The organism is Roseiconus nitratireducens (genome assembly GCF_008629675.1).
Taxonomy (GTDB): Bacteria; Planctomycetota; Planctomycetia; order Pirellulales; family Pirellulaceae; genus Stieleria; species Stieleria nitratireducens.
Genome location: NZ_VWOX01000010.1, coordinates 1 through 12,731 on the forward strand (window position 1 = coordinate 1; position 12,731 = coordinate 12,731).

The 12,731-nt window shown below is 58.4% G+C and carries 8 protein-coding genes; 6 read left to right on the plus strand and 2 right to left on the minus strand.

The genetic code is table 11. From position 1 onward, the window contains the following. Positions 1–647: 647 nt before the first annotated feature. The 4 genes from pgsB (at position 648) to FYK55_RS17240 (ending at position 5,237) form a co-directional block, all read left to right on the plus strand. Positions 648–1,880, plus strand: a complete 1,233-nt coding sequence (pgsB, locus tag FYK55_RS17225; RefSeq protein WP_150077695.1) for a poly-gamma-glutamate synthase PgsB — start codon at positions 648–650, stop codon at positions 1,878–1,880. 8 nt (positions 1,881–1,888) lie between these two features. After that, positions 1,889–2,344: a poly-gamma-glutamate biosynthesis protein PgsC gene (pgsC, locus tag FYK55_RS17230; RefSeq protein ID WP_235908766.1), complete on the plus strand. Its 456-nt coding sequence runs from the start codon at positions 1,889–1,891 to the stop codon at positions 2,342–2,344. Then, positions 2,341–3,564, plus strand: coding sequence for a poly-gamma-glutamate system protein (gene pgsW / locus FYK55_RS17235; protein ID WP_150077697.1), 1,224 nt, complete (start codon positions 2,341–2,343; stop codon positions 3,562–3,564). Before pgsC ends, pgsW begins: the two co-directional genes overlap by 4 nt. A 362-nt stretch (positions 3,565–3,926) precedes the next feature. After that, positions 3,927–5,237, plus strand: a complete 1,311-nt coding sequence (locus FYK55_RS17240; protein ID WP_150077698.1) for an alpha-amylase family glycosyl hydrolase — start codon at positions 3,927–3,929, stop codon at positions 5,235–5,237. Between the two features lie 113 nt (positions 5,238–5,350). On the opposite strand, the gene FYK55_RS17245 is transcribed toward FYK55_RS17240, so the two are convergent. Continuing rightward, entirely contained in the window at positions 5,351–8,662 is a 3,312-nt protein-coding gene (locus FYK55_RS17245; protein ID WP_150077699.1) for an efflux RND transporter permease subunit, read from the minus strand. Next, positions 8,652–9,776 (minus strand): efflux RND transporter periplasmic adaptor subunit, encoded by a 1,125-nt coding sequence (locus FYK55_RS17250; RefSeq protein ID WP_235908768.1) that lies wholly within the window; start codon positions 9,774–9,776, stop codon positions 8,652–8,654. Before FYK55_RS17250 ends, FYK55_RS17245 begins: the two co-directional genes overlap by 11 nt. Before the next feature lie 579 nt (positions 9,777–10,355). On the opposite strand from FYK55_RS17250, the gene FYK55_RS17255 reads away from it, so the two are divergent. Then, positions 10,356–11,156 (plus strand): hypothetical protein, encoded by an 801-nt coding sequence (locus tag FYK55_RS17255; RefSeq protein WP_150077701.1) that lies wholly within the window; start codon positions 10,356–10,358, stop codon positions 11,154–11,156. Positions 11,157–11,439: 283 nt separating this feature from the next. Continuing rightward, positions 11,440–12,729, plus strand: coding sequence for a lysophospholipid acyltransferase family protein (locus tag FYK55_RS17260; protein ID WP_150077702.1), 1,290 nt, complete (start codon positions 11,440–11,442; stop codon positions 12,727–12,729). The last annotated feature ends 2 nt before the right edge of the window (positions 12,730–12,731 follow it).

Below are 12,731 nucleotides of genomic sequence, written 5' to 3' on the forward strand. Positions count from 1 at the left end.
CGCGGGGCTCCTCCGCGACCCTCCCGGAGGGAGGGTGATTAAAAGCTGCACGACCTCCTCGCGGGAGGGTGAACTAGAGAACGCTTGACATTGATCGCTAGAAGAACCTCTGCGGAATTGACCCACAAATGCAGAGGAGTTGATCCACTAGCGTCTTGCCGCTGACTTGAGTTTCGGACGCGACGGCGAGATTACAGACGTGTGATGCTTCAACCAGGTTGACAGATGATGCAGTGGACGGATGTGTTTAGCTGGTGATTCGCCCAGTACTGCGGTCGGATTATTCGGTTGAATAGCATTGTGCCAGGCGGAATCCATTGCGTTTCTCGTCAACTGAAATCGTCGTCGAAACCGAATGGCAAGCTGGCATGATCGTTGCTTGCGGGGCGTGGTCAGAACGGGCCGCCCCGGGCGGCGTGTTTTGTTCGGCCGCACTGAGGCGTGTCGAAGCCCTTATTTACTTGTGTTTTAGATTCTTCTCGTTGGATACGATCGCGCGGCGTCACGGAAATCTCGCTTTCGGCATTGTAAAGATTACCTTCGAAAATGTAATTTTTACGTTTGGCCTGACGAGCCCGCGGCCCGACTGACGCAAATCGTACCCTTTTCTGCTTTTCAAACAGTCGATCTCAACTCAGGAAGTAGCCATGGACGGTTCTCTTCTTATCGCTGGCGGAGCGCTTGCGCTCTCGGCAGCAGGTGTCGCCGAAACCTGGTGGCACCAACGCAATCTCAGCCGGATTCCGATTCGGATTCACGTCAATGGGACGCGCGGGAAATCCAGCGTGACCCGTCTGATCGCGGCGGGGTTGCGTGCGGGCGGCATTCGCACTTGCGCGAAGACCACCGGGACGGTGCCGCGGATGATCTTTCCGGACGGTTCCGAGGCGGCGGTGTTTCGGCCGTCCCGTGCCAACATCATGGAACAGCGCCGGATTGTACGGGCTGCGGTGAAATTGGAAGTAAAGGCGTTGGTGGTCGAGTGCATGGCGTTGCAACCACAGTTGCAATCGTTAAGCGAGCTCCGGTTGATCCAGTCCACGCACGGTGTGATCACCAACGCCCGAGCCGATCACTTGGATGTGATGGGACCGGACGTGATCGGAGTCGCCCAGGCGCTCAGCGGTACCGTGCCGATTGGTGGGACAATTTACACGGCTGAACAACGCAACGAGGTGCGTGGGGTGATTGCCCAGGCGGCGGAGGATCGTGGTTCCCGGCTGGTGCCGATTTTGGACGACAGTGTCGCCGACGTCACCTGGGATGATCTGGCCACGTTCTCTCACATCGAGCATCCCGACAATGTGGCTTTAGCATTGCGGATTTGTACGGACCTGGGGATTGATCGGCGGACAGCGCTGCGGGGCATGTGGCAGGCGGATGCCGATCCGGGCGTGATGCGGTTGTACCGTCTGACCGAGCCGGAGCGGGAGATGGTATTCGTCAACGGATTCGCCGCAAATGATCCCGAGTCGACCGGCCACAGCTGGAACACGCTGGTGGATCGTTATGAACGGGTCGAGCGAAGAATCGCGTTGTTCAATTGCCGGCACGATCGAACGGATCGGTCCCGGCAGTTGGCCGAAGCGTGTGTCGATTGGCGACCGGCTGATCATTACGTGTTGTCGGGAACGGGGACGGAAGCGTTCGCCCGTCGGGCGATCCAGATGGGAATCTCCCGCGACCGTTTGACGTGCGCCGAGCGCCGTCCGGCGTCGGAGATCGTCAATTTGTTGCAGGGCCAATCTGGGCGTTCGTCATTGGTCGTTGGCATGGGAAACATCGCCGGTCCTGGCATGGACCTGCTGGACTTTTTCCAGAACGCACAGAGTCCACCGGACGCTTCGGCAGCAACCCTGTCATTCCAGGAGGCGGCCTGATGGACACGATGTTACTTGCAATCGCGATCGGGCTGCTTGTCAGTCTGCTGGTCACCGAGCTATTCGGGCTGAGCGTCGGGGGCATGATTGTTCCCGGCTATTTGGCGATGTCACTCCATCAGCCCCTTGCCGTGGTGCTGACACTTGTCGCCGCCGTCGCGACCTGGTGGATGGTGCGACAGGTTTCGCGACACGCGATCCTTTTCGGTCGACGTCGCGTTGTGTTGACCATGTTGATCGGATTTGCGATCGGAACTGGTATCCGCCTGGTGTCAGCCGGGTTGTATGACGCGCCGGCTGGTGAAGCACTGAATCCGATTGTGATGATCGGCTACATCATCCCGGGTTTGATCGCGCTTTGGTTTGAACGCCAAGGCTTTATCCAAACCCTGTCCCCCATGTTGTCCGCGGCGGCGATGGTCCGCCTGACCCTGATCGTGATCGGAGTGGAGGTTTTGTCATGAAGACCAAACAATGGATCCTTTCGATGCCCAAGCGGCCGCATCAGGTGATGTACTGGCGTCCGAAAAAGATCTCCAGCGCGGGATTGTGGGCGGGAATGGTGGTGACACTTTTGGGCCTGGCTTTCGTCCAGATGATGCCACAACGATCGGCCCCCGACGCTACTTTGTTGACCGCGGCGGCCAGCAAGTCGCACCAAGCGATGTTGCATATCAAACGCCTCCAGCAGGAACGCGGGCACCGTGTGATCTCCAAGCTCGACCCGCAACAGTCCCATCTGATCGGTCCATCCATGTCGATGGTCACCAGCAAGTTGGGCTCGCTGGAATCGAAGCAAACGTCAATCAACCCTAACCTGTCGGCAGTCATCGTTCGCTGGTTGAAGGAGGCGGGAGTGAAGCCTGGCGACCGGATCGCGATCGGAGCGAGCGGATCGTGGCCGGCGTTCAATATCGCCGTCTACTCTGCTGCGGCGTCGATGGATTTGAAACCCACCATCATCCTGTCCGCAGCAGCCAGTCAGTACGGGGCCAATGATCCCGAATTGATGTGGGTGGATATGGATCGCGAACTGCGAGGCGCGGGGATTTTTCCCAGCTCCTACGCGGCGGTTGCCAGTTCGCTGGGTGGCCTGTACGACCGGGCCGCCGGAACGTCCGAACAGACACGTTTGCTACTGGAGAACGCGATCGAGCGGAACGGACTGGAGCGGATCGACGGCGTTGATTTGGCGGACGCGGTGGAGCAGCGTGTGCAACTGTACGATCAACACCGCGACAACGACTCTTACGCCGCCTACATCAACATTGGGGGAGGTTCGGCATCGATTGGCGGAACCAAGGGAAATCGTTGCCTGGGGGCGGGGATTCATCGCACGGCGCCCCCGGCGGAAGAGCTTCCGGATTGCGTCGCCAGCCGAATGCTTTGCCAGAATGTTCCTGTCATCAATGTCGTGGACGCGAAGGGTATCGCTGCACAGTTCGGACTTCCCGTGGCGCCCGTCGAGATGCCCGAGGTGGGGCGCGGTGCGATCTTCACTTCGTCGCCCTTTCGCCGACCGTTCGCCGCTGTGGTCATCGGAATGACGTTTCTTTGGATGTTCCTGCTCGTGAATCCAGGATGGGTCTTCCGCTCGCTGGCGTGGATTCGTCGGTTGGGAGGAAAGCGGTCGCGTCCCCTGGTGAACGAACCCGTTCCGCAGCATTTGGAATGGATGGTGTGATCGAACGATTGTCGCTGAGGAGAATCCCAACTCCCAGATCGGACGCTGCTGTTGACGGGGCAGCGTCCGATCCGGGGGTGGATGAGCGCGCGTTTGACTTGCAGATTGCATACGCACGCTTGCGGTGCTCATTGGACTGCGCCACATTGTTGCCGTGCACTTCGTGAAAGTTGAGTTCATCCCAACTGCTTCTTCGGACCCAAAGACGACCTGCAAAGCGCCCGGCCAGACAATGAACGGACGGCTGGAGACGAGGTCTGTCGAAAATGGTGCATCACCTTGTCTGGGACGGAAGCGGTGCGGCAGGGTGGCTCGCGATGATTCCGACCTTCATCCCGTCTCCCGACGATTCTGGACGGCTTATGACATGCAACGACATCTATTATCACCTTTATCCGTTGGGGTTTCTGGGGGCTGAGGACCGGAACCCCCATCTGCACTCCGACGACGGTTCGGTGACGCATCGATTGGCGGATCTGCACCGCTGGTTGGATTACTTCGTCGAACTGGGAGTGACGTCCCTGTTGCTGGGGCCCGTGTTCGAGTCAGAAACCCACGGCTACGATCTGGTCGATCCGTTTCGGGTCGATCGCCGACTGGGCGATGAGAGTGATCTTGTCGCATTCATCGATGCTTGCCACCAGCGTGGCTTGAAGGTGGCGTTGGACATGGTGTTCAACCATGTCGGGCGCGGACACCCTTACTTTCAGGACGTGTTGCAGCATGGGCGTGACTCCAAGCGGTGCAGCTGGTTCCATCTGGATTTCGATCAGCCGGGATACGACGGGTTCAGCTATGAGAACTTCGAAGGAATTGGCCAACTGGTCAAGTTGAACCATGCCAACGCGGAAGTCCTTGACTGGGCGGTTCGGGTCGCCGGCTATTGGATGGATCGCGGAGTTGACGCTTTTCGGTTGGATGCGGCCTACGCCATTCCCGGCCGGTTTTTAGCCGAGTTCTCTGATCAAGTTCGTGCGGAGCGTTCCGATCTGTTGCTGATTGGTGAAGTGATCCATGGCGATTACGTCTCGATCGTCGAATCGTCGGGGCTGGGTGCCGCGACGCAGTACGAGTTGTGGAAGGCAATCTGGAGTGCGCTGAACGACCGAAATTTTTTCGAGTTGGCGCATGCCTTGGAGCGGCACTCGGACTTCTGTGAGCATTTCCTCCCATGGACGTTTGTGGGAAATCACGACACGACGCGGATCGCCACGCGGTTGTCGGATTCGCGGCACCTTCCACAGGCCGTGGCACTGCTGTTTGTGATTCCCGGGCTGCCGGCCGTGTACGCGGGAGATGAATTGGGTGTGAAGGGAACCAAATACGAACGCGAGGGGGGCGACGACGAGATCCGCAGGCCGCTGCCAATCGACCCGGAAGACAGGGACGCCGGAAAGCCGCTCGCGTGGCAGCATCACCGCCAACTGATCGAAATGCGTCGTTCGCGACCGTGGCTTCAGCGTGGTTCGCTACGAGTCACGCAGCTTGCCAATCGGACGATCACGCTGGAGGTGCGCGGCGATCAAGACGTGTTGGTCGCGGCATTCAACACCGACGATCAATCCGCCAGCTGCGAGGTGGCAGGCGATAAGAAGTTGATCGCCGGACAGACGGTTTCTCCCACGACAACCGAACTGCCTCCGCACGGTTGGGCCATCTGGTCATCGAATTGAGATTTCTTTGAGTGGTTGAATCGTTGAGGGCCGCCTCGCCGGGTTGAGGCAGCGGCCCGTTGATCGTTGGTTCGAGTTTTCAATCGTGAAAGGCCGCGGGATAAACGCCACTTTCACGGAGTGAAAGGCGACGGTCGGTCTTGGTACAGCAACCAATAGCTGGCCGGGATGACGATCAACGTGAACAGCGTGGAGGTCAGGATGCCGAAGATGATGGCCCAGGCCAAGCCAGAGAAGACCGGATCCAGAGTGATCACCCAGTTCGCCAACAGCGTGGTTCCGGCCGTGAGCAGAATAGGACGCGTCCGAATTGCAACGCTGCGGATGATCGATTCACGCAGGTCGTGGCCTTCGGCCTGAGCCAGGTGAATGAAATCGATCAACACGACTGAGTTTCGGACCACGATCCCCGCCAATGCGATCATCCCGATCATGGCGGTCGCGGTAAAGAAAACGGGATTCGGATGTCCGCCGACGGGTGCGTTGAGGACCACATTCAGCAGCCAGAACCCGGGCATGATTCCGATCAACGTCAGTGGAATCGCCAGCATGATCAGCAAGGGAAGCACGCGTGAGCCGGTTTGGAACATCAGGATGATGAAGATTCCGAGCAGGGCGGCGGCGAAAGAAAGTCCCAGATCGCGAAACACGTCCAGGGTGATTTTCCATTCACCTTCGCCCGACCAGACCACCGAGTATCCGTGAGGGACCGCCCACGGGATCCCTCCGCCGGGAGCCAGCCAGGTTCGTTCGTTGAGGTCGCGGGGGGCGGCGTCGGAGACAAACGCTCCATCGTCACGGCGGTCAAATTCCACATCCATGATGGCATCGGCGGGTGGCCGCCCGGCGACCTCGGCATAAACAAAGATGACGCGTCTCAGGTTCTTGTGATAGATGGTTTTGTCTTCTTGTGTCCGTTGAAAACTGCCCAGGGATCCGAGTTGCGCCATCTGGCCGTCCACGCCCTGGACATAGATTTCCTCCAAGTCATCGATCGCCGAGCGATTCGCGCGGGGCAGCTTCAACTCGATCCACAGGGGCTCCACCTCGTCGGGGAGATGCAGCACCGTTGCTTGATGACCACTGAGAGCGGTTTCCACCGTGTCAGTGATCGTTTGGGTTGAGATGCCCGATAACGCCGCCTTTGCTTTGTCGGTTATGAAGACGAAGCGTTCCTGGTCGTCTTCACTGCTGACATCCAAGTCAACAACGCCGGGCTCATGCATCAGGCGCTGTTCCACCAACTTGGCGACGTCGATTTGGTCTTGGTAACGGCCGTCGATTGGTCCGTAAACCTCTGCCGTGATCGTCGCCAGCACGGGGGGACCGGGAGGGACTTCGACCAGTTTGATGTTGGCACCAAGTGTGTCCGCAAGGTGTTTGAGATCATCACGGATTCGCAACAAGATTTCATGCGATTGATCCTTGCGAAACTCTTTGGCCACCAGGTTCACGCGAATGTCGGCAACGTTCGCGCCGCGACGGAGAAAATAGTGCCGGACCAATCCGTTGAAATCCATCGGCGATCCGAGTCCGACGAAGATTTCGTAGTCTTTGACTTCGGACACACCGCCCAGGTAACGCCCGATGCGTCGAGCGACGACGTCGGTACGTTCCAGCGTTGTTCCCTCCGGCATGTCGATCACCACTTGGAACTCGTTCTTATTGTCGTACGGCAGCATCTTTACCGGAACCATGCGAAAGACCGGCATCAGCATGGACACCAACAGCAGAACCGTGATGCCGCCGAGGACGACCAGGGAAGGTATTCGACCGACCAGGATTGGAGAGAGTACGCGGCGTGAGATCCGGTAGAGCGGTCTGGATGTGAGGTCGAACGCCGTTTCGTTCTCGTCCGTTGCACCGCGCAGCGAAACCAACGCCAACCACGGCGTGATGATGAACGCGACGACGGTGGAGATCGAAACCGTGAGGGGAACGTTCAGAGCCATGGGGGCCATGTAGGGGCCCATCATTCCCGTGATGAACGCGAGCGGAATGAAACTGGCGATGATCGCGAGCGTTGATAACAGCAAGGCGGGTCTCACTTCCTGGACCGCCCGCAAAACGGATTGTCGCGGCGGCAAGATTTTCATCGCAAAATAGCGAGCGATGTTCTCCACATCCGTGATCGGATCGTCCACCAGCAGACCCAGCGAGAGAATCAGCGCGAACATCGTGACGCGATTGATCGAGTAGCCGAACAGCATGTTGATGAATAACGTCAAGCTGTAGCAGACGGGAATGGCCAGGGCGATGACAAGAGCCGGGCGCCAACCCATCACCAAACCGATCAGTCCGATCACGGTCAGGACGGCAACCACGAGGGCTTCCACCAGTTCGTTGACTTTGTCGTTGGCCGTTTCTCCATAGTCGCGTGAGATTCGCGAGTGCACGCCGTCGGGAAAGTGCGACGCCGACAATTCGTCCAAACGCTGCTGCACGGCGCCAGCCACCGCGACGGCGTTGGCCCCCTTTTTCTTGGCAACCGAGATGTGGACAGCCGGGTACTGTCCCGTCTTGGCGGCGTGCTCGCCATCCGCTCCGCCGAACCCGATCCAGCTGTAGCTTTCGGCCTCCGCGACTCCGTCGACCACCGTCGCCACGTTTTTCAAGTACACCGGGCGTTGCGAGGCGACGTTGACGACCAGGTTTTCCAGGTCTTGAACGCTTTGGATGAAGGTTCCCGTTTCGACGTGAAACTGTTGGTTTTGTTGTTCAAAGCTTCCGTTTCGCGCCGTGACGTTGCTGGTCCGCAGCGCGGCGGCGATTTGCAGCGGCGAGGTGTTGTGTGCGGCCAGCCGTTGCGCATCCAGCTTGACGTAGATCCTCCTTGGTCTGCCGCCGACGACTTCGACTCGGTTGGTATCCGGAATCGCCTGCAGCTCTCGTTGGACTTCGTCGGCGATGCGTCGGAGTTCATGATCGCCGTAGCGGTGGATTCGATCGGACCACAGTGTCGCGATGACGATGGGAACGTCATCGATTTCGATCGGCTTGACGACCCAGGAATCGACGACGGGCGGGATGATGTCGGTTGAGGAATGGATCTTGTTGTAGATTTTGACCAGCGAATCCTCGCGATCTTCGCCGACGTAGAATCGGACCGTGACCATGCAATGCTCGGGTTGCGACATCGAGTACACGTATTCGACACCGTCGATCTGGTAGAGCAACTTTTCCAGCCGGTCGGTCACTTGCCGTTCCACCTCTTCGGCCGACAGCCCCGGCGCGGAAACGAACACGTCGGCGATGGGAACGACGATTTGTGGTTCTTCCTCGCGCGGTGTCAGGACCAACGCGGCGGCGCCGAGCAGCAGCGAGAGGATGACTAGCAGGATTGCGACGTCGCCCCGCAGGAACATCTCGACAATGCGGGTCAGCAGCGGCGGATTTTGGTTTTCGGAGACCGGGCTATTGGTCATTGTCGCCTCCAACGTCGTCGCCTGATCGCTGCAGGATCACGCGTTCACCCGGCTCCACACCGCTCAGCACTTCCTGCCGCCCCGGCATCCCCAATTGGCCGCTCTTGATCAAGCGTCGCTCGACGGTGCCATCTGGAAGAACGACGTCCACAAATTCCAGCTGCCCGATTTGAACGATCGCGTCGGTTTCCAAGCAAAGGTGACGTCGCTGGCCGGCTGGAATCAGCAAACGCCCAAACATCCCTTCGTACAGCTGTTCCGATTTTGGCAAACTTGCTTTCACCAGGAACGAGCGACTGGGGGCATCGGCTTGGGGCACAATCTCATCGACGGTCGCCGGAAACTCTTGATCCAAAGCGTCAATGAAGACTCGCAGCGAATCTCCCGGGTGAAGGGTCAGGGCAAGTTGTTCCATCACGGGAGCTTCCAGCCGCAATGACGTTGGATCGTAAAGCACCAGGATGGGAACGCCCGGTTGCGCCACATCGCCGGGTTCCGCCAATCGATCCACGATCCTTCCGTTCTTGGACGCGGTGATGGTGGTGTAAGACAGCAGAACCTCGGCCTCGGTGACGGCCTGTTCGCTTCGAGCCTCTTCCGCCTGCGCGACTTGGAGATCTCTTGCCGCGGAGTCCAGTTCGGTGCGCGAAACGGCATTCTGTTTAGCCAGCGTTTCGGTTCGCTGGTACCGCTTTTCAGCCTCTTCGCGATTGGCGGTCGCGGCCTGCAGCGCCCGCTTGGCTTGGTCCAGCCGAGCCTGAAACTCTCGGCTTTCCAGGCGAACCAAATCCTGCCCCTGCTGCACCTGATCCCCAGCGGCCACCAGGATCTGGTCGATGGTGGCCAGGATTTTCGCCGACACGACCGTGCGGCTCGATGCCTTCAGGGTGCCGATGGCCTCCTCGATGTAGTCCTTGTCGATCTCGTGCACGACCGTGGTGGGCTCGGTCGTCAGCTTGCGAGTTCCCCGCTCCGACCAGCCAGGCTGGATCTTGGTTTCGAACATTCCCGACAGCCAGGCAATGGTCAGCACCAATGCCGCAAGACCCACCGAAACGGTCAACAGCCGCGTCAGGCTGGCCCACCGCTTTGCTTCAAACTTCCAACGCATCATTTCACTCGCCTACCAGGCGGCTCCAAAGGGGCGACTGATTCGCCGCATTCTCCGGCACAGATGGATTGACGATCTTAACCGGTCACACCAACCCCTATCATCCACCGCAGGTGGGCAGCGCATTGAAACAAATGCACTTTGGCGGAGGTGTCGAATCGTCACCGTCATCATACATCGGCTCCTGGAAGGTGAGATTGATCGGAATAAACGTTAGAACGCCTACCACCCACGGGATGGAGCCATCAAGCAATCCGTCTCGGCTTCGGCAATGAAGTTCTCGTTGATGGGTGACGAAACCGAAATCATTGAGATGGGCTGGAAAGTGCGACTTTGCGTGAGCCGCGTGTGTTTGCCGCGGGCTTCGACGCTTCTACCGGCGGCGAAGGACTTGCCGCTGATTGCACTGAAAATTACGGTTTTTGATTGAAAGTACTGCTGTCCGGTTGGTGATCGTCGGGAGATTCCGCCCAGGGGCAAAGGACTGCCCCGTCATTTGAAAGTCGAACGGCTCGACGCGACGGAGCTTGATCCGAGGTCCAGCCATTTTCCCGCAACATGGATGTTACGCGGAGAGTCTGCATGTTCCAGAATCAGGTCCCACCAGTGGTGCTGGTCCTCTTGCTGTTGGCTGTGATGGCAGCCCCCGACGGCCATGGTCAAGATAGCGCGGGAAAGCAATCGCAGAACCCGATCGCGGATTTGGCGACGTTGCCGATCCAAAACAACTGGAACTTTGGCATCGGGCCCGATGAGCGAACGCAATTCGTGGCGCTGGTTCAGCCCGTGATTCCGCTGAAGATCAACGATGACTGGAACCTGATCACACGGCCGATCATGCCGTTCATCAATGCTCCGATCGGTGCATCGGCCGTCGATCACGGATTGGGTGACATGCAGTGGCAGAACTTCTTCGTTCCCGTTGCTGACCGACCGAGCAATTGGACGTGGGGTGTCGGTCCCTCATTTGTCTTGCCCACGGCCTCGGATGAAACGTTGGGGCTGCAACGCTGGGGCGCCGGAGTGAGCGCCGTCGCTGTCTATACCGAAGGTCCCGTTGTCGGCGGTGCACTCTTGAATCAAAACTACATCGAGGGTGGCGTCTCAAAGCCTTTCCTGGTTCAACCCTTTTTCAACTACAATTTCGACAAGGGGATTTTGGACAAGTTCTTTTTCGCTGCCAGCGGCGAGTTTCAAGCTGATTGGGAGAAAGGGGAAGACGACCGGTGGTCAAACGTTTTTGGGATTGGGCCCGGACGGATCATGAACGTGATGGGGCAGCCCATGACCATCGTCACGCGTTTTGCCCCGTACCTGACGGCGCCCGACGGTGGCCCGAACTGGCAGTTTCGATTCCAGATGAATCTGCTGTTCCCCAAATAGGTCGGTTCGGTTCGCCCGGAGGGAAATGGAGTTCGATCGTCCGAATCTGCGAAACGTGATGGCGGCGCCGGGCTCTTTGGGGCTTGCAGCCCCCGGGGCCGGTTCTGACGAGACGCACATTGCAGTAGCTGAAGTCGTCAGACGGCGGAAAGCGACGCGTTGGCGAGCGCCGCAACAGCTTTTCCGTACCTGAGGACGCTGTTCGCCCGCGAGTTTCGTGCCATGACGCATGTTTCAGGTTCTGTGTCCTGATCCCTTGAGGGGTTGATTGTCGAGCTAAACCGTGAATTACAAAACGCCTTCAACGACGGATCCGCATGCCAGGCCGGAGCCGTTCAGCTTTTTTCCGCCGAAGAACAATCGGTTGGTGACTTGGATCGTCCAACGCGGGATCCGGTCTTCGATTCGTCGGACGTTGCGGGTCACGAAGATTGAGATCGCCGACGAAGATCTGGCGAAGCTTCGAGCACTGAAGGGGGAGCGGTGCCTTTTGACTCCGAGCCATTCAGGTGGCTTCGAGCCGCACATCATCATGTACCTCTCCAAGAAGCTGGGGGATGCTTTCAACTACGTCGCAGCCATGGAGCTCTTCCAACGTTCGATGTTCAATCGTTGGCTGCTTCCCCGGATGGGCGTTTATTCAATCATTCGCGGGGCGGTCGATCGGCCTTCTTTCAGCATGACGCGGTCTTTGTTGGCTGCCGGAAAACGGTGGCTGGTGATTTTCCCCGAAGGCGAAGCGATCTGGCAAAACAGCGTCCTCCTGCCGTTTCAGCAGGGCGTCTTCCAGCTTGCCTTCAAAGCATTCGAAGACGCTTGCAAAGATGACCCCCAAGCTCACCTGTACTGCATCCCGATCGCGATCAAGTACACGTACCAACGGGACATGCACCAGGAAATTGATGAATCGCTCGCCCGGTTGGAAGCGAAGTTGGGGCTGAATGGACCGGAATCGGGGCTGTCGCGACACACTCGGCTGCGGAACATTGCGGAGACGATTTTGGCAGCGAATGAGAAATCGTACCGAGTCAAACCGTCGCCCGAAAGCAATTTGAGTGAGCGTGCGGAAACGTTGAAGCTGCACGCCGTTTGCGAGCTTGAGGAAGAATTGGGACTGAAAGCGTCAGCAAGTCAATCGCTGCTGGAACGGATTCGGGCGCTCTTCAATACGGTGGACCGAATCGTTCATGAAGGTCCGACGGGATCGGAATACGAGCAGCAACTCGCGGCGGAGCGGCAGAAATCGGTCAAAGACCACTACGATGCACTTTGGAGATTGCTGCAGTTTGTGGCACTGCACGACGGATACGTGACCGAGTCGATGACCTTCGAGCGGTTCTTGGATGTTCTGTGCTTGCTTGAAATGGAAGTCTGCAAGGTTCGGCGTGTCTGGGGTCCCAGGACAGCGTGCGTCAAGGTCGGAGATCCGGTGGACCTGAGAGATTTCGCATCGTCGTATGCGGAGGACAAACGAGAAACCGTTCGGTCCGTGACGATGACGCTGGAATCCTCAGTCCGCGACTTGCTTGTAGAACTGGAAGCGGGATGTCACCTGGTGGATGTGTCCGAGTGAGC

What these genes read in the sequence shown, in the direction of transcription:
- FYK55_RS17245 (WP_150077699.1), bottom strand. Translation starts at nt 8,662, where the DNA reads ATGACCAATAGCCCGGTCTCCGAAAACCAAAATCCGCCGCTGCTGACC.
- FYK55_RS17250 (WP_235908768.1), bottom strand. Translation starts at nt 9,776, where the DNA reads ATGATGCGTTGGAAGTTTGAAGCAAAGCGGTGGGCCAGCCTGACGCGG.
- pgsC (WP_235908766.1), top strand. Translation starts at nt 1,889, where the DNA reads ATGTTACTTGCAATCGCGATCGGGCTGCTTGTCAGTCTGCTGGTCACC.
- FYK55_RS17240 (WP_150077698.1), top strand. Translation starts at nt 3,927, where the DNA reads ATGACATGCAACGACATCTATTATCACCTTTATCCGTTGGGGTTTCTG.
- FYK55_RS17255 (WP_150077701.1), top strand. Translation starts at nt 10,356, where the DNA reads ATGTTCCAGAATCAGGTCCCACCAGTGGTGCTGGTCCTCTTGCTGTTG.
- pgsW (WP_150077697.1), top strand. Translation starts at nt 2,341, where the DNA reads ATGAAGACCAAACAATGGATCCTTTCGATGCCCAAGCGGCCGCATCAG.
- pgsB (WP_150077695.1), top strand. Translation starts at nt 648, where the DNA reads ATGGACGGTTCTCTTCTTATCGCTGGCGGAGCGCTTGCGCTCTCGGCA.